At 42.1% G+C, this 18,094-nt stretch carries 12 protein-coding genes; 6 read left to right on the top strand and 6 right to left on the bottom strand.

The window, feature by feature from the left end:
- Positions 1-386: 386 nt before the first annotated feature.
- The 4 genes from A9239_RS17335 to A9239_RS17320 form a co-directional block, all read right to left on the bottom strand.
- Positions 387-2,546: an endonuclease MutS2 gene (locus A9239_RS17335; RefSeq protein ID WP_048122529.1), complete on the bottom strand. Its 2,160-nt coding sequence runs from the start codon at positions 2,544-2,546 to the stop codon at positions 387-389.
- Positions 2,547-2,599: 53 nt separating this feature from the next.
- Complete coding sequence (locus tag A9239_RS17330) at positions 2,600-3,571, bottom strand: alpha/beta hydrolase (RefSeq protein ID WP_230629049.1); 972 nt, start codon at positions 3,569-3,571, stop codon at positions 2,600-2,602.
- Positions 3,572-3,596: 25 nt separating this feature from the next.
- Entirely contained in the window at positions 3,597-3,764 is a 168-nt protein-coding gene (locus A9239_RS17325) for a preprotein translocase subunit Sec61beta (RefSeq protein ID WP_048122532.1), read from the bottom strand.
- A 371-nt stretch (positions 3,765-4,135) separates the two neighbouring features.
- Positions 4,136-5,155 carry an S-methyl-5-thioribose-1-phosphate isomerase gene (locus A9239_RS17320; RefSeq protein ID WP_048123672.1) on the bottom strand — a complete coding sequence of 340 codons (1,020 nt, stop codon included), beginning with the start codon at positions 5,153-5,155 and terminating at the stop codon, positions 4,136-4,138.
- Between the two features lie 539 nt (positions 5,156-5,694).
- Here A9239_RS17320 and A9239_RS17315 point away from each other — a divergent pair.
- Complete coding sequence (locus tag A9239_RS17315) at positions 5,695-6,795, top strand: inositol-3-phosphate synthase (RefSeq protein WP_048122534.1); 1,101 nt, start codon at positions 5,695-5,697, stop codon at positions 6,793-6,795.
- A 186-nt stretch (positions 6,796-6,981) separates the two neighbouring features.
- Here the strand turns inward: A9239_RS17315 and radB are convergent, their stop codons facing one another.
- Entirely contained in the window at positions 6,982-7,680 is a 699-nt protein-coding gene (gene radB / locus A9239_RS17310; RefSeq protein ID WP_048122536.1) for a DNA repair and recombination protein RadB, read from the bottom strand.
- Between the two features lie 830 nt (positions 7,681-8,510).
- On the opposite strand from radB, the gene A9239_RS17305 reads away from it, so the two are divergent.
- From A9239_RS17305 to A9239_RS17285, 5 genes are all read left to right on the top strand, one after another.
- Complete coding sequence (locus A9239_RS17305) at positions 8,511-8,762, top strand: glutaredoxin family protein (protein WP_048122538.1); 252 nt, start codon at positions 8,511-8,513, stop codon at positions 8,760-8,762.
- 104 nt (positions 8,763-8,866) lie between these two features.
- Positions 8,867-11,251: an anaerobic ribonucleoside-triphosphate reductase gene (gene nrdD, locus A9239_RS17300; protein WP_048123674.1), complete on the top strand. Its 2,385-nt coding sequence runs from the start codon at positions 8,867-8,869 to the stop codon at positions 11,249-11,251.
- 48 nt (positions 11,252-11,299) lie between these two features.
- Positions 11,300-12,082, top strand: a complete 783-nt coding sequence (locus tag A9239_RS17295) for an anaerobic ribonucleoside-triphosphate reductase activating protein (RefSeq protein WP_048122540.1) — start codon at positions 11,300-11,302, stop codon at positions 12,080-12,082.
- 464 nt (positions 12,083-12,546) lie between these two features.
- A complete protein-coding gene (gene thiL / locus A9239_RS17290) occupies positions 12,547-13,569 on the top strand; it encodes a thiamine-phosphate kinase (RefSeq protein WP_048122546.1) in 1,023 nt (340 codons plus the stop codon).
- Positions 13,570-13,732: 163 nt separating this feature from the next.
- On the top strand, positions 13,733-17,221 hold the full coding sequence (locus tag A9239_RS17285; protein ID WP_048122547.1) for an S-layer protein domain-containing protein: 3,489 nt from the start codon (positions 13,733-13,735) through the stop codon (positions 17,219-17,221).
- Positions 17,222-17,452: 231 nt separating this feature from the next.
- On the opposite strand, the gene A9239_RS17280 is transcribed toward A9239_RS17285, so the two are convergent.
- Entirely contained in the window at positions 17,453-17,974 is a 522-nt protein-coding gene (locus tag A9239_RS17280; protein WP_048122549.1) for a helix-turn-helix domain-containing protein, read from the bottom strand.
- Positions 17,975-18,094 lie beyond the last annotated feature (120 nt).

The raw sequence follows: 18,094 nt of genomic DNA, 5'->3' as shown, positions 1-18,094 counted from the left end.
CAACTTAATATAGTTAGCCTTAGAGAAATATTTCCTTGATAACATCAACCCTGTTAGCCGACTAGAGTTTTGAATCCTTTGCATATGAGGAACGCAATCTCCTTATTAAGTTATCGGACATGCATTGACACCAAAACATATATAAACTTTTGTATCGGCCGGATTTAAGGAATCTCCGCCAACTCACTACTATTTATTAGTATATAGAACTAAAGATTTATAATATTATCTCTTGAAGACAATTATTGACAAAGCCAATTATTGACAAAAACAAAAAAAGATGCCCCAGGTAAGAAAGAAAAAGTACTGGAAGACTGCAAGAAAAGATTGGAAATTTCCAGGTAAATACTCTATTAGTATATGTTAGGAAGTACACTGAAATTTCTCTAAAGGTTTGCTTTTGAGCCGGTTTCAAATTTATCTTTTAAATGTGAGTAAAACTCCTGCTCTTTTCCAGTGGTCTTTCTGAAAAGCCGTTCCACAATCAGCTCTGGAGTGCTCCGAGCAATACGATTGTATACAGGATTCCGGTTTACGATTAACTCAAGGTTGGAGTCCAGACCATCGGCCTCAATTCCATCCACTCTTACTTCCGTTCTGGTATTTTCAAGGATAAGTTCCGAAAGATGGGAGACAAAAACTCCAAGACTCTGTTCATTTCTGGACAGATATTCAAGAATTCCTGCTATAATTCGTGCAGAAGCTCCAGGCTCAGTGATCGATTCCAGTTCGTCCGCAAGCACCAGTTTTTCTGAGGCTTCGGAGAGTACTGAGAATTGCTTGAGGGTAGTCTCGAAAGCTCCTGCATCGAGAGTTCCTTTCGATTTGCCAAAATAGTAGAATTCCTCTATAGGCCCGAGTTCAAGTTTTTTTGCAGGAACTGGAAAGCCCATATACCCAAGAATTACGCATTGGGCAAGGAGCTCAAGCAGGGAAGTCTTACCACCTGAGTTTACTCCGCTCAAAAGTACAACCCTGTTTTCCAGACCTGCCGGGGAAAAACCGGTTTTTCCGATGGAATAGCTGATAGGATCGATTTCTCCGTACCGAGCTTTTAAAAAGAGGTTTTCTCCACCTGTAAAACCTATACCGGCTTCGGGAATCAATTCGGGAAGATTAAGCTGAAACTCTGTCGAAAAACAGGCAATTGAAAAGCCAAGGTCAAAATCCAGAACTTTCCTGACAAGCTTTTCTACAGGCTGGTGAAAACCTGAAAGAGTTTTTGCAAGTTCCCTTTTCCGGACAAGCCTTGTTTTCTCAAGGCTATTATTCAACTTTTGCCTGAAAAGCCTCAGCTGGGACTGGTCTGCATTGAGAGGGTAGGAAACTTCATCAGGAAATAGTGAGTCGAGCATTAGTTTTTCTTGCTTTTGAAGCCCTAGTTTTTCAGCAAGCTCTTCTTTGATGGCTCCAATCTCAGTTTTATAGATTCTATTAAGTTCCTTTGTAAGCAGGTCTTTAATCTCCATTCCACCACTCACAAGCCTGACGAGTTCCTGCCCGCTCAGAGTAAGCGAACTTGCCTCAAGAGTTCGGTTCATGTGCTGATTAGCCTCATTCAGAGCCGAAGTCAATACAGGATCCAGGTTTTGCAGGGCTGCTCCGAGCCTGTCAAGTTCAGGGTCAAACCCTTCAACAGGCTTTCCATCCTCACCGAGTTTTGAGAGAGCAGTCTCGAGTATATCAAGCTTCTCTTTAGAAAATTCCTCAAAGAGCTCAAAATTCTCTGAGCGGAGAGCTGATACGATACTCAGGCAGGCGCGGATGCAGTCCAGATTCCGCGCAAAAAACGCCAGTTCTTTTTCAGGCAAAACCTGCCAGAGTTCAGCTCTGGAAATGTCCCGGAAATATTCGGGTTCAATGTCTTCAGGTAGATCAAAACCAAGATAAGTATCATCAAAAACAATAACACTGGAGTAACCTCTTGCAAGATCCACGAATTCCGAGAGGTTTTCTACAGCCTGGACAGACAAAAAGGCCTGGAACTTTTCTCGGGCTGCTTCAAGGGTTTTTGAATCTCCGCACAGAATTATCCGGTCCCTGACTCTGAGGTTTCCGGGAACAGGCCTGAGTTCACTGACTCTCGTAAGCAATTTCAGAAATTCGGAATTCTCGGGGAAGGCATTTCCCAGTTCAAGGTATTCTCTTACGAAAGCCTGCCTTTCCTGGATAAGATCCATGCGCGAAGCAGGTAATGGGTAAAAAAGGTTTAGCTTATCCCTGGCATGCGTCGTATGGGCAAAACTTTTTATCAGCTCAAGCAAGCGGGAATAAATATCCAGGGCTTCTTTTGTCCTGAGAAAATCGGAAATTGAGCAGCCTTCAGCCCTGGATCTGGCATACCTGGCAAGGGAAAGGGCAAAATTGTGGCTGATCCCGTTGACTTCAGAAATTGAAGCTATATCACCCTCACAAATAGCCTGGAGAGCAGCTTCTTCAGTTCCGAAATGTTCAATCAGCCTGTCGGCTACCCGTTCACCGATTCCATGAATTTCCCGCAGGCTTGAGAGCGGCTGAGAAGTTTTCACACCCAAAATACTTTTCATATGCAAGAGACTCTTGTTTCAATAAATTCAGCTGGGCATTAAGCCCATATGATTTAGTTTAAAAGAAGGGAAAGTTCTTTTTCAAGATAGGGGTGCATTGAGGCTGTATATCCGTGTGTTGCCTCAGTAACGTTATACATAGCTTTTGGCTCTTTTGCAAGAGAATAGGTGCGGAGCGCCAGATCGTGGGAGATTACCGGATCATTAGAAGAATGAATCAGCACGAATTTTGCAGGCGGCAGGATAGAGAGATAGGTATCCGGATCAATTGAACGATAGAACTGATAAGCTTCAGAATCGCTTGCAAGGGAAGAATCAATTTTTTCAGTGCCGTACCCCGCAGTGCTGATTCCGATAACTCCTTTAAGGGAAGGATTAAGAGCGCAGGCAAGGATTGCAAATCTTCCACCATTACTTTCCCCGAGGATTGCAAGCTTTTTCGGGTTAATTTCAGGCTGGGCCGCAAGCACATCTGAGGCTTTAAGAGCATCATAAACCATGTCATATTCTACGGGCTCAAGACCTGCCTTGAAAAGTTCAAGATCTTTGTCTACATTTATGCTGCCCAGGTTGCGCTGGTCAAGCGTGAGAGTTGCATATCCCATTTTAGAGAGTTCAGCAGCCAGACCCTGTTCGGCTTCTTTGCTAACCCCTGCTCCGGGCAGCAGGACCAGGCCAGGAGAAGAAGAGGAATTTGCAGGAATTCTTAAGAGAGCCTGAATTTTTTCCCCTTTGCTTTCAAAAGACAGCAGTTTTAAAGTATCCGAGTTTTCAGGAGCATATACATCTTCGATTTCCTGAGCTGTAGATACCGGCTCTTCTCGATCTGGGAAAGATAGAATACCTGCTTCCGAAACCTTCCAGGGAGCCGCAGCACCTGTAGAATTGGAAGGATTATACAGGACTCCAAAAATACCCACAAGTATAAGAAGAAAACCCAGAAGAAAAATTGTGGGCTTAGAGATTCTTGTCCCTGAAGAAGCCTTGCGTTTCCTTTCTTTTTTTCCTGAATTCTGCCTGCTCAAGGGAACCCTGCCAAGAAAATTGCGATTACGGCCAGAAACCATTTACAGCACTTAAGAATAATACTGCAATGCCAACAATTGCACCGACAATCAGCACTGCCTTAGGCTGGATTTGAACTGCATTTTTATCTGCTTCATAATAGCGCATGAGCCCTGCAGAAGACTGGAGCCCGGAACCTGATTTTTTAGCCATGTGTTAACACCTGTGTGAACGCATTGATTGGGATATAATTTCACTGCCCTTACTTGCCTGTAATAGGTTTTTCTGGCTGATAATTAAAGATTATCTGAAATTAACAGTTAAAAATTAGAAAATTTAACATAACTGTTAATTACTTATCAAATAAATTTTAATCAACTGTTAGGTATTTAAGTTAATTATTAAATAAATTTAATCAACTATTAGGTATTTAAGTTAATTATTAAATAACTGTTAAATTTCCTCTTAAATTTGGTAATTATCACATAATTTACAGTTCTGATATATAAATCCAGCAGAGAAACTTCTTAATAATCGGATTCTGAAAAGTTGGAAAGAATTCACTTTCTTGAAGCAGGCAATTCTCAAACAAGTACTTCGTCCAAGAGGAAGGGCGGATAAAATACTCCTTTCTCAGTAATTACCGCAGTCACGTTTTCCATGGGAGTTGCGTCAAAAGCAGGATTGTAAACTTCCACATCTTTGGGGGCAAGTTGCTCAGATCCGAAAAAGCGTAACTCATCCGGGTCTCGCATCTCTATTTTTACACTGCCTTCCCAGCCATTGAAATCAAAAGTAGAGGAAGGAGCTGCTACATAAAAGGGAATATCATGCTCTTTTGCAAGAATGGAGAGGGAATAGGTACCTATTTTGTTGAAAACGACATCCTGGGTAATCCTGTCAGCCCCTACAAGCACGCTGTCTACAAGCCCCTGCTGCATTACCCACCCAGCCATAGAATCCGAAATAAGAGTTACTGGAATCTTGTCTTGCATCAGCTCCCATGCAGTAATCCTGCTTCCCTGGTTCAGAGGCCTGGTCTCACAGGCAATAACTTTTATCTCTTTGCCTTCAGCAATAGCCGAACGCACAACCCCAAGAGCTGTACCCCAGTCAACGCAGGCTAACCTGCCCGCATTGCAGTATGTGAGTATGGTATCTCCATCCTTCAGGAGTTTTGTCCCGGATTCACCTATCAACTTATTAGTGGTTACATCTTCTTCCGCAATATCCCTGGCTTCTTGAAGGGCAATTTCTCGGACCCCCTGAACATCAAAGGCATCCGAAACCGCTTTCAGAACTCTGTCCACACCCCAGCTAAGGTTTACTGCCGTAGGGCGGGTTGATTTAAGGGTTTTTCCCGCAACCTTAAGGTCTCTTATTATTGTTTCGAAATCTCCGGCCCCGCTCAGGAAAGCTGCAAGGGCAATCCCAAAACCTCCTGCTGCACCGAGAGCAGGCGCACCCCTGACCCTGAGAGATTTTATAGCTTCGCATAGAGAACTCAGGGTTTTGCATTCTATTATCCTGTACTCTTTAGGGAGAAGGGTCTGGTCTACCAGCACCACGGAGTTGGACTCTTCCTTCCAGTCAATTGTCCTCATTAGATCACTTTCCGATGTAAGCGTCAGATTCTGCCGGAAAAATTTCCGCTTTTCTTTCAAGCTCCCCATAAGATAAAAACCTATTCAACTGGCATGCCTCGTCACCCTCATATCGTTACTTTTTTCTGTTATTATCGGAATAATCGGAGAAAGTTAAAATTAATTATATTAAAGATAATTCTTAAACCTTAGAATAACCAAAAAAATGCGGCAGGTCACGCTTCTGGCAACCAGCATTCATAATAAAAACTTTGTTTAAGGAATAAGTGACACGTGAGATATAAATAAAGCAATCTCTTTTTCCATAGAAGCAAACTTACAAATAATAGATTTATAGAGTAACAGAGCAATAAGACAAGACTTAAAATCCATAGCTAAAATACAGAAAGTCGTAATTTTCAGAAATATAAATTATTAATAAACTTCATGGACCTTGAATCCGTAAATCCTTGAATCTGTAGATTCAGAAATCATAAAAGATCTTCATTTCATTAATGCGGTTTATGAGAATCTGGGTATTCATCGGAGAGTAAGCGCTTATGACAAAAATAAAAATAGCAATTGCAGGAATCGGGAACTGTGCAAGCTCTTTGATACAGGGCATTGAGTACTATAAAGTCGACGATAAAGAACCTATAGGACTGATGCACAGGGAAATTGGAGGGTATAAACCTGGCGATATTCAAGTTGTCGCCGCCTTTGACATTGATGCCAGAAAGGTAGGAAAAGACGTCTCTGAGGCCATCTTTGCTCCCCCGAACTGCACAGCGGTTTTTTGTCCTGATGTTCCGTCCACAGGTGTGAAAGTTAAAATGGGCAGGGTTCTCGATGGGGTCTCTGACCATATGAAGAACTATAAGGAAAGTCAAACTTTTGTTGTCAGCAAAGAACAGGAAGCAACAAAAGCCGATATAGTAAACGAAATTAAAAAATCGGGTGCCGATATGCTTCTCAATTACCTGCCTGTAGGTTCTGAAGAAGCAGTCCGTTTTTATGCCGAGTGTGCCCTTGAAGCAGGTGTAGCTCTCGTTAATAATATGCCTGTTTTTATCGCAAGCAATCCAGAATGGGCAAAAAGATTTGAGGAAAAGAATATCCCGATCATTGGTGATGATGTCAAAGCTCAGCTTGGAGCTACTATCACGCACAGGATTCTTGCAGACCTTTTCGAAAAACGAGGTGTAAAGCTTGAGAGAACATATCAGCTCAATACCGGGGGAAATACAGATTTCCTGAATATGCTTAACAGGAACAGGCTTGCTTCCAAACGGGAATCAAAGACCGAAGCTGTTCAGTCAGTGCTTTCCAAGAAGCTTGATGACGACAATATCCACATCGGACCCAGCGACTACGTAGCCTGGCAAAAGGATAACAAGGTTTGCTTCCTGAGAATGGAAGGCAAGCTTTTTGGAGATGTGCCTATGAACCTTGAACTCCGCCTCTCTGTGGAAGACTCTCCTAACTCCGGAGGTGTGGTAATCGATGCCATACGATGCTGCAAGCTGGCTCTTGATCGCGGGATAGGAGGCGTGTTGTATTCCCCGGCTTCCTACTTTATGAAACATCCGGCGATTCAGTACCCTGACGACGAGGCTTACAGGCGGACTGAAGAATTTATATCTGGAACCAGAGAACGTTAAAATCCTGGTGAGAAATTCCTGTAAAAAGGAATTCTAAAAACCCCCGGAAGTACCGGGAGTTTTAAGTTTTTCTGTCCAGAATGAGTATTAAAAGGTTCTTCTAAGAACTTCTTCCCGATTTCTTAATTCGGTTCATCGAATCTCTTCAGCTTAGCGGATTTTTTCAGCTTAGCGAATCTCTTCGACTTAGCGAATACCTTCGGCTGTAATTCTAAATTCTGCACTTGAACCTTCAGGGCAGGACCGATGTTTGTACAGAATAGCGCGCCTGGTTCCTTCACCGGTTTTTTCAAGCTGGATTATCGCCTTTGAAATATGTTCCAGGGAACTACCGCCAAGCGGACGCACCCCTCCTGAGGTAATATCGGAATATACCTGGTTGGTTATGACTGCAACAAAACCGTGTTTGCGGGCAAGAGCATGCAAATATCCTATCTGGCTAGCAAGTTCTCTGCGGCTTTTCATGCCTGTCTCATCGTCTTCAAGCTCGAACCTGTAGTATGAGGTTGCAGAATCAAGTATCACGAGACCTATATTCTCACTGGCTATTCTCTCCACTTCCCTTACGGCCGCATATTGTTCTTCAAAATTCAGGGGTTCATAGATAATGATACTTCTAGCTATTTCTTTTGCATTTTCCCCTGCAATCTGCTTGAATCGAGTAGGAGAAAGCCCTTCGGTATCTATGAAGATGACTCTCTGCCCTTGTTTTACGCATTCCACTGAAAGCTGGATGCAGATATTTGTTTTCCCGGTTCCTGCAGCTCCGAAGATTTGAGTCACAATCCCTTTCTCGAAACCTCCTCCTAGAAGCTCGTCAAGGGGCTTGCAGCCGGAAGATAGTAATTTTTCTATGAAGTGACACCTCTTTTGTGCTTGGTAAATATAACTGGCCCATGATATAACGTTTTTTTGTAATTTCCAACCTTTTCAGAAAAATTAACGATTTTCTAAGAGGAATAAAAAAACAAAGTGGATATAAAAGAAATGCTCGGGTATAGATTCCTAACCCTTTCAATAATTGAAAAAATATATAAGAGTACAGTGAAAACGAGAATGATGATTTGACAATATTTTTTCAAAGTGTGGAGGAATAATTCCTTATACATGTTAGCCGTACTGTACCCGAGAAATCGGGTGTGGATATCCCTTAAAGCCTTCTGTGCTTGAAATTATTTCCTTAAAGAAGGCATTTTTCAAAAACAGGGGTCCTTAAATTTGTTATCAGATCTGATAACAAATAGAACATCTTTGTATACAAAACAAAGGTGTTATTGTATACAAATAAGGGTTTTACTGTATCCAGACCTGAGGCAAAAACCATTATTAAGGATAGGGCATTTAGAATATTTACTTGAAAAATAAAGGTCATTTTAACCTAGTAAAATGAAAAAAACAATATTATGGGGGTCACTTTATAGAAGCTGCACCCTTTCGATATTGCTTACTGATATTTGAAAATACAAATTTGTAGGGACTATAAGGGTTAGCTGAGGAATGGTAACCCATGTGGGGCTTTGTTTTAGGCTGCAATACGCTCTGTACCTGCGCGCTCACCCCGCACACAATAGAAACAAATATGAAATGTAAACCTGCACGCTCACTCCGCATACAATATAAACAAATATAAAATGTGAAGAGAAACGAGCCCTACACAAGAAACGTTAACTAAAAATCAGATTAAGAATTAGAGTAAAATCAGAGGGACGTAAAGCATGGCAAAAATAATAATATATACAACGGAACGCTGTCCGAAATGCAATAAATTAAAAACTTTCCTGGAGGCACATTCAGTCGCTTTTGAGGTAGCAGATATGTCTACTCCCGAAGCTCTAACGGAACTGCGTTTCAACGGAGTCTTCACAGTGACAGCGCCTGTTTTACAGATCAATGATACTTTCCTTACGCACGAGGAACTCTTCAGTGGGGGAGAAGTAAACCCTGAAAAAATCCAGGAAATCCTGTGATGAAGAAAATCCTGTGATAATAGAGATCTGAAGTTAAAAATAAATTGAATGTTTCTTCAAATTTCACATTAAATTCTATTAAGACAATCACTGAAGATGAGAAAATGACAAGCGAGATTCTCTTACCCGATTACCAGTTATCTGACAACCAATCAGCCCAAACGATGCTTGAAGAATTGTCCGTCTCTCCCCTCCCCAAAAATGACCAGTTATCTGACAATCAGTTAGTGCAAAAAACCCTTGACGGGATGTCTGTCTCCCCTCTCCCGAAGGTTAGAACAACAGATGGTTTTATTCTTAACTGGGATAGGAACATTATTGTAAACCAGCTTCTGAAAGAAACAAAATTAAGCGAAATTTTCTATAACAAACCCTCAATCACAAAAGAAGAAGCCATTGAGATTGCAAAGGATGCAGAAAAGATCATTAAAAAGATGAATCTCAAGTTTCTCTCAGGTCCTCTTATCCGGGAAATAGTAAACAATATTCTGCTTGACAAAGGGCATGTTGAGTGGAGAAACATTATGACCAGGGTCGGAGCTTCGGTCTACGACGCCTACGAAATCGACACTGGTTACGGCTTTGAAGCAAATGATAATGCAAACCAGCTGAACAACGCCGAAACCTCACATAAAAGAAAAGCCGATAAAATGTCCAAGGAGCAAAATCTCCTTCTAATGCCAAAAGAGCTTGCCGACCTTCACCTCAATGGGGATTTCCATATCCATGACCTTGAATATATGGGCACAAGACCATTTTGCCAGGACTGGGATCTCCGTTACTTTTTTTATTATGGACTCATGCCTGATGGAGTGGGAACTCAATCAAGCGTGGCAAAGCCCGCGAAGAATGCCGAGGTGGCTTTCCTTCATGCAGTAAAAGCCATGGGCTCGGCTCAGACCAATTTTGCAGGCGGGCAGGGTTTTTACAATTTCCTTACTTTTATGGCTCCCTATCTGGAAGGGAAATCCGAAACCGAGATAAGACAGCTTATGCAAATGTTCGTCTATGAAATGATGCAGATGATGTGCGCAAGAGGCGGACAGACTGTATTTTCATCCGTGCAGCTTTCCCCTGGTGTCCCAAAGCTCTGGAGAAACATTCCGATTGTTGCTAAGGGTAAGGTCTGGGACGGCAAACAGGCTCCTCTCAGAACCTATGGAGAATTCGAAAAAGAAGTCCGCCTTGGGTTCAAGGCTCTTATGGATGTTATGCTTGAAGGAGACGCCTGGGGCAAACCTTTCAGCTTCCCAAAGCCCGAAATCTCCATTGAGCCTGACTTTATGGAAGAAAACGAGGAATTCAACAGGGCTCACCCTGAGCTTCCGACTTATAAAGAGTTATACAGGATGACCTTCGAGCTGGCTGCTAAATTCGGGACTCCTTACTTTGATAATCAGCTTCCGGAATACAGGGGCGCAGGAGAAGGAATTTCATGTTATCAATGTTGTGCGTATCAGTTTTCTGCAAACCCTACTGATGATAAAGATTTCGATGACAAACTTCATTTCAGAGATGGAAAACACTTTTCAATGGGCTCGTGGATGGTCCTGTCTTTAAACTGCCCAAGGGCCGCATACAGGGCTGAACATGATGATGAAAAACTGTTCAATGAGCTCAAGACCCTGATGAATAAGGGAGTGGAAGTTTTCAAGATCAAACGTAGATGGATGAATAGTCTGATCAAGAAAAACAGGATTCCCTTTGCAGCCCAGCGGCCCAAAGATTCTAATACAGGGGAAAAAGGGGCCATAGCTGTGGACTTCGAAAGCCTTGTCTATACTATCGGAGTGGTTGGGATCAATGAAATGGTCCAGTACCATACAGGTTTCCAGATCCATGAGTCTCCCGCTGCTTATAAGCTTGCTATCAGGGCCATGTTTGAAATGAAAATGCACGCTCAAAAGCTTTCAAAAGAAAACGGCATGGAGATTGCTCTTGCAAGAACGCCTGCGGAAACAACAGCCCAGCGCTTCGCAGTTTCAGACCTCTTGCATAAGGAATATGCCGACAAGGCCGAATTCACAATTAAAGGGAATTTAGAGGCCGCAAAGAGCGAGTTGAACCAGACGCACGACCTTCCAATCTACTATACTAATGGAACTCATGTTGCCGTTGGTGCAGATATATCTCTGCCTGAAAGGATAAAGTACGAACATACTTTCTTCCCGATTGTAGACGGCGGAAATATCATGCATGTCTGGCTTGGAGAAGGACAGCCGGATCCTGACGGCCTTCAGGAGCTTGCCATGCATATAGCAAAGAACACCCAGACAGGCTACTTTGCCTTTACCAAGGACATGACTGTATGCACTGATGAAGGATATGTAGCCGATGGGTTACTGGACAGATGCCCTAAGTGTAAGTCTGAAAATGTGCAGCATCTCTCAAGGATCACAGGATACCTCCAGTCGGTTGAAGGCTGGAACAAAGGCAAGCGCCAGGAACTTCTGGACAGAAAACGATACAGCACAAAGGAACTCAGATAAGGATTCCTTAATCCTTTTTTATACATAAAAACGTGAGAACGGTAGGCCATGAAAGTAAACTACGCAGGTACTGTCCCGCTCTCTACCGTGGACTGGAAAGGAAGGGCGGCAGTTACTATATTTTTTAGGGGGTGCCCGCTTCGCTGTCCCTACTGCCAGAACCATCCCTACCTCCAGGGGTTTAACCCTGTAGAACTGGAGTTCGTGGAAGAGCAAATAAAAGAATCTACACTTTTTGTGAGTGCAGTTGTATTTTCAGGAGGGGAACCTCTAATGCAGAAAGCAATTGTGCCTCTCGCTGAGTTTGCAAGAGAAATTGGGCTTGCAATTGGGATTCATACAAACGGCTGCTACCCTGAAATGGCAAACGAACTGGTTAAAAGGGAACTGGTTGATAAATTTTTCATAGACATAAAAGCTCCCCTGGATGATCCCAAACTTTATGATAAAGTTACGGGCTTCGGAGAATTAGAAGCTGTGAAAAAGACTCCTGAACAGATTACTGCGTCTGTAATAAAAACGCTTGAAATTGCAGACTCCTGCGACTTAGAAATGGAACTTCGGACAACGTTAATTAGAGATTTTATCGGAAGCAGGGAAGAAATTGCCAGCATAGCTGCCTGGATCTCGAAACATATGAAAAATAAAGAACTTACCTATGTACTGCAGCAGGGAATTCCGGAACATAGCTTGCAGGAAAATTTAAGAGATCTGCGGGTTCTAGAAAGGGAGGAACTATATGAACTCGGTAAAATCGCAAAAAGTTTTTTGGAAAATGTGAAAATTAGAACAAGAGAAAGCGGAGACGAAGTGATCTCTGACTCTGTATGACAGAATCTTGTAGAATCCAGCACCTGATTTTGCCCGATCTAATCTGACAGTTTACTACTATTAGCTTGTTTTTTTCTCCTTGTACTTTTCTTTTTTGTCTGCATCGCGAATAAAGTGTAAATTATTTCTCCTATAGAGTCATACAGAAAAATATACTTTAAGTTCAAATGAATTTGAAGTTTACAAAAGTCTTATACATTCCTAGAGATAAAAAGCAAATGTAAAGCCCTTAAGAAATTTATTTGAGAAAATTTGTTTATTCACTGCTGATGGAAAGAAGTAGAATTTTTGAGATAAATATCTCCCCCAATATCGAAAATGATTTTATGGAAAAACTGTTGGAATTTTTGTGTGCCTTTACATGTTACACAAATTAAATAAAGGAGAGGGACTCAGTGATTTTTGGTTCACAGAGTGCATTTATCTAGAAAAGAAAACAAAAATTATCTTTTTCAAAAAAGACCATGAAAAACACAAAAGTATCTTCAGTTGGAGAACGCGCTCTAATCTCCATTTTATCTGAGATTTTCAAAGCACCTGATGGCAGGGAGAAAGGACAAGAAGGAATCCTTATAGGCGCAGGTTCGGATGACTGTGCCGTCCTTGACCTGAAAGGCGAAGACTGCCTGGTTGTTACTACCGATATGCTGCATAAGACTACTGATTTTCCGGAAGAGATGACACCCTGGCAAATGGGCTGGATGTCAGCAGCCGTAAACCTCAGTGACATTGCAGCCATGGGTGCAGAGCCCACAGGGCTTGTTATGGCAATTGGGATGCCTGCAGATACCAAAATTGCTTTTGTTGAAGCCCTTGCAAAAGGTATGCAGGCATGTGCCGAATTCTGCGGAACTACGATTATAGGAGGCGATCTTGATACCCACGAAGAACTGACAATTACAGGGACGGCACTTGGCAGAGTGAAAAAAAGCCAGCTCCTTCTTCGGCGTGGAGCAAGACCAGGTGACCTTGTCTGTGTCACGGGTTATACAGGATCAGCAGGAGCAGCTCTGGAAGCCCTTCAGTCTAGAAAGCCAGTGAGCAAAACCGTCCTGAATGCACTTTTTGAACCTGCCCCGCGCACGAAAGAAGCAAGGAAACTTGCCGAGTCTGGAGCAGTTACATCCATGATGGATACGAGTGACGGCCTTGCAATGTCCCTTTACGACCTTTCCAGGCAGAGCCGTGTGGGATTCATGATCCGGGAAAATGCCCTCCCTATCCTCAGGGAGGTCCGTGCATTTGCTTCAAACCAGGAAAAGCTGAGGGAATTTGCCCTTTACACGGGTGGAGACTTCGAACTTCTTATTACAATTGATCCACAAAAGATCAAAAAAGTACAAAATATATGTAACTTAATCGTTATAGGAGAATGTACAAAGTATGAAGCAGGTATTGTACTCGAATCCCCAGAATGCAAGTTTATAACTATAGAGCAGAGAGGATACCAGCAGCTAAAAGCAAAAGCTGTTGATAGATCCACCTGATTAAAAATAATTACCCCCGTGAAACAAAAGCCTGGATTAGAGAGACGAAAATTTAGGAACTCTTGATTGATAAGCCCAAAAAACCTTACAAAAATCGAACAGATCTTAGGAGAAACGTACTAAATTCATAATAATTTATGCACAAGGTTCAGAAGGATAGAACATGAAAAAAGCTAGTTTACAGATATTTACAGCAATTCTGGTGCTAGGTCTATTTTGCGGAGCTGCAACTGCAGCCCCGAGTATAATAGCAGCATCGCCTGGAGACAATGCAACTGTCAATAAGACGGTCGGCGAGATTCAAGATTTTAGCATTCAAACAAACGAGTCAGCAACTATTAACTGGCAGGTTGATGGAAGCAATGTTTCCCAAACATCGTCTGATGATGCAACGAATACCTCTACCCTCAATCACACGGTTAAGCAAGGTACATACGATGTCAAAGCGACTGTTCAGTCGACTGGAGAGAGTAGAACCTGGAGTGTAACCGGAGGATCGAATGTACCGGAAATCATATCGTCTTCCCCTTCATACTCAACCGTTAACAATAATGTAGAAGAATCAAGAAAATTTAATGCAACTATTAGCCAGACTTCAAATATAACATGGTATCTTGATGATACCAATGTTCAGGAAAACAAGTCTGTCACTGAGTCATCATATATCAATAATTCTGCAACACAGGGCACGCATACAATTAAAATGCACGCAGAAAACGAAAACGGCAGTGCAGAAAAATCCTGGACATGGAAAGTATCAACGGCCGGAGGATTATCTGTTAATGCTGACCCCTCCGAAGGAAATGTTTCAGTCGATAAAGGAGTATCTAAAACTTTCAAGGTCAACTCCAGCACGGACGACCAGTATATCAATGTTGAGTGGCTTGTTGGTGATGAATCACAGAAAAAGGAAACAAGTGTAACCTCTTCTTCATACGACTTTGAAAAAGACAGTGCAGGAAATTATACCCTCAAGGCAGTGGTAAGTGATCCTAATGGTACTTATGATTCATCGACAAAAACATGGACTGTAAGCGTCGGATCTACTACAGATAATTCAACTGGAAACAGAATCTGGGAACAGGGAATGCCAGAAACTTACACATGGACTGCCCAGAGTTACTCAGGTTTCTACTATGACCTTGATTCCGGAGTATCCTCAGAAGAGATGACCATTACAGGTATAGGTAGAAGCATAAAATCAGGAAACATTGAGTACTCCACAAGTCCTACTGAGACTGATTTTGAACACAGTAAATGGGGTTCATACCAGATAATCGGGTTCATGGCAGAGAAATACTTTGCAGGTTACACTGAAAATAATTCCACAGTTATAGGAGATGACATTAGCCCTATTTCTAATGGTGTTCTTTCCAAGATTCTCATGGACACTGATGATAAAAAATCAGCAAATGCCGGAGATTCTCTTGTTCTCGATGAAGGATATTCCCTGAATATCGTGGAAGTGGATATCAATGGAAAATCCGTCCGGGTCCAGCTTGAAAAAGATGGTGATGTCGTAGACGAAGCATTCCTCGAATCGGGCGATGACTATGTCTATAAGACTGATCTTGGAAACTCAGAAGATGTGCCCATAATCATTGCTCATATCGGCTCGGTTTTCCAAGGAGCTGAGTCCTCTGCTGTCTTCATACAGGGTCTCTTCCAAATTTCGGACCAGTACACCGAAATCAATAATGGAGATACTTTTGGAGAAATGAAAGTAACTTCCGTTAGCAGCAGTGAAATAAAGATGGAGAATGATGATAGCGTCGGACTTGATAAGGGAGATACGGTAGACCTTATGGGTAAAATACAGATTCAGGTAGCTGATGATAACACGCTGCGTTTTGCCCCGACCCTTGACACCTCGGAAGAAGGTACATACGAGCTGCGCGGGACTGTCTATGACAAGGACATTAATGGTGATTCACTCCCTAGCTGGACGCCCTTTAACTTTGAAGGTTTCTATTACAACATAGATGAAGGAATTGGGACTGAAAATCTTACAGTAGGAGAGCTTGACGGCAGGACTATACCTTCAGATGAACTTGTCTACGAATCAACACCCCAGGCGGTTAATTTTGATCACAAAAAATGGGGCAACTTCACAGTTATTGGTTTCATGGCAGACAAGTACTTTGCCGGGTATACTGATGGCTCAGTAAATGGATCTGTTGATGATGTGAGTCTTCTTTCAGATAATATTCTCTGTAAAGTCCTTACAGACAACGACGACAAAAAGTCTATGGATTCAGGTTCTGCCCTTACCCTTGAAGATGGTTATTCTTTGAATATCGTGGAAGTAGATATCAATGGAGAATCTGTCCGGGTCGAGCTTGAAAAAGATGGCAATGTAGTAGATGAGGCATTCCTCGAATCTGGCGATGACTATGTCTATAAAACTGATCTTGGAGATGCAGAAGATGTGCCCATAATCATTGCTCATATTGGCTCGGTTTTCCAAGGAGCCGAGTCCTCTGCTGTCTTCATACAAGGCCTCTTCCAGCTCTCGGACCAGTACACCGAAATCGATAATGGAGATACTTTTGGCGAGATGGAGGTCACCAGTGTCTCTGAAAGTGGCATTACAATGAAAAACAGTGATTCAATCGGGCTTGACAAGGATGATACCACAGAGATCATGGGTAATGTCAGTTTCAAGACTGCTAATGACAATACTCTCAGGTTCTACCCGTTTGTGGAAGTTGAAACCGGCGGCAACGGAAACGACAACAATTCACTGAAAATAAGTGTACCTGATAAGATCTATGCTGGAAATCCGTTTAATATCGAAGTGACTGCAGGTGGAAAAGCAATCGAAGGAGCTAATGTTTCGGTTAATGAAAGTAATGTAGGCGAAACCGATGATGATGGAGTTGTTGAGTACACAGCCAAAGATGTCGGGACTTTGAAGATAACTACAAAAAAGGATGACTACGAAACTGCAACTAAAAACATTAACGTCAGTGCTCCGAAAGAGGAAATGACAGTCAACGTTTCACCTGAGACAGTTTATGTCGGCGACACCCTGAACATTGAGGCTGTCAAGGCAATCGGCGGTGATCCAATTGAGGATGCAAACGTATCGATTGATGGAAACATCATTGGTAAAACAGATTCCAGCGGAAAAGCTACCTACAAGACAGATAAAAGCGGCACTCTTGAACTGGGCTTAACAAAAGAAGGATTCGAAGACCAGGAAATAAATGTAAAAGTAAAAGATTTGGAAGCTATCTTCAAATACTCAAACCTGGTAATCGATCCTTTAGAGGTAAGTGCAGGAAAGAATGCGACAATCTCGGTTAACGTTGGAAATACAGGCAATGCTGCAGGAAATAAAAGTGTAGAGTTGCTTATTAACGGAAACATAAGTGACTCAAAAGACGTTTCCCTGGGCATTGGGAACAATACCACTGTAACCTTTGAACACGCAGAAGACGTGCCAGGAACCTACAAGGTAGAAATTGGAGGAGAAACTGCAACCTACACTGTAAAGGAAAAGTCTTCCTTAATGCTCTACATTCTTGGACTCATTGTCCTGTTAATAATCGGTGGAGCTGCTTATTACTTTACCAAGGGTGGCGGAGACATGGCAAAACTATCCGAACAGGCAAAGGAATTTATTAACTCGGTGAAACCAAAGAAATAAAGCGACAAGAAAACAAAAAATTCAAAAACAAAAGAGAATAGAACTTAAAATTCCCGCGTTAACCCAAAACGCGGTCTTTTCTTATTTTTAGAATAGTTCAAACTTAATTTACGTTCAGCAGTCTTTCAGGGTTTTGCTGACAGATATTCAGTATTTTATTTCAGGAAACTTTTTGTTCCACAAAACATAGCATTTATTTCTGGCACTTTATTTATAACACTCTATGCAGTTTTACTCCATCTTTTTGAGCGCAAGTTCGATAGCAACTATAAGGCTGTTCTTTGGGATCATAGTTGTTACTGGAATGTTGAGGATCTTTTCCACTGTAGGGCTCACTATAGGAGCGCAAACAAGGGCTTTTGCTCCATCCCTTTCGGCGTTAACGGCTGCTATTATGGCTTCTTCCATTGAGGTTGCCGAATATTCCCTGATTGTGACCAGCCTACCAGCTATCTTTTTCTTTGTTTCTACGATGTTGTCAAGCACCGAGCGAGCTGCAATCACAGCGATAAAATCTCCACTATCTGTTTCTTTAATATCGCGGATAGTTTTCACTATCTGACGAAGAGTTTTAATGTTGGGGTCCCGGTTCCCTGACAGGATCTTATAAAGAGTACTTGGGGGAATGCTTGCTTTTTTTGCGAAATCCACAGCCGTGAGGTTAAGATCCTCTTTTATTACAGTGGAAAGCGTTTTTTGAAAAACTTCATCGGATTCAAATGCGGATTTGATAACTTTGTCTGCAACATTCATAAAATTCAACCTTTTGAGTCCTGTAAAGAGTTTTACACAACGGAAAATAATCTACATTTTACAGGAAATTTAGTCCTTAATGAGAAATATATCCAGATATATTTAGGACTTACGCAGTTA

Source organism: Methanosarcina sp. A14, from assembly GCF_001729375.1.
GTDB lineage: Archaea > Halobacteriota > Methanosarcinia > Methanosarcinales > Methanosarcinaceae > Methanosarcina > Methanosarcina barkeri.
Note: the sequence above shows the minus strand (reverse complement) of the source record. Positions and strands in the feature narration are given on the sequence as shown.

What these genes read in the sequence shown, in the direction of transcription:
- A9239_RS17335 (WP_048122529.1), bottom strand. Translation starts at nt 2,546, where the DNA reads ATGAAAAGTATTTTGGGTGTGAAAACTTCTCAGCCGCTCTCAAGCCTG.
- A9239_RS17325 (WP_048122532.1), bottom strand. Translation starts at nt 3,764, where the DNA reads ATGGCTAAAAAATCAGGTTCCGGGCTCCAGTCTTCTGCAGGGCTCATG.
- A9239_RS17320 (WP_048123672.1), bottom strand. Translation starts at nt 5,155, where the DNA reads ATGAGGACAATTGACTGGAAGGAAGAGTCCAACTCCGTGGTGCTGGTA.
- A9239_RS17315 (WP_048122534.1), top strand. Translation starts at nt 5,695, where the DNA reads ATGACAAAAATAAAAATAGCAATTGCAGGAATCGGGAACTGTGCAAGC.
- A9239_RS17305 (WP_048122538.1), top strand. Translation starts at nt 8,511, where the DNA reads ATGGCAAAAATAATAATATATACAACGGAACGCTGTCCGAAATGCAAT.
- nrdD (WP_048123674.1), top strand. Translation starts at nt 8,867, where the DNA reads ATGACAAGCGAGATTCTCTTACCCGATTACCAGTTATCTGACAACCAA.
- A9239_RS17295 (WP_048122540.1), top strand. Translation starts at nt 11,300, where the DNA reads ATGAAAGTAAACTACGCAGGTACTGTCCCGCTCTCTACCGTGGACTGG.
- thiL (WP_048122546.1), top strand. Translation starts at nt 12,547, where the DNA reads ATGAAAAACACAAAAGTATCTTCAGTTGGAGAACGCGCTCTAATCTCC.
- A9239_RS17285 (WP_048122547.1), top strand. Translation starts at nt 13,733, where the DNA reads ATGAAAAAAGCTAGTTTACAGATATTTACAGCAATTCTGGTGCTAGGT.
- A9239_RS17280 (WP_048122549.1), bottom strand. Translation starts at nt 17,974, where the DNA reads ATGAATGTTGCAGACAAAGTTATCAAATCCGCATTTGAATCCGATGAA.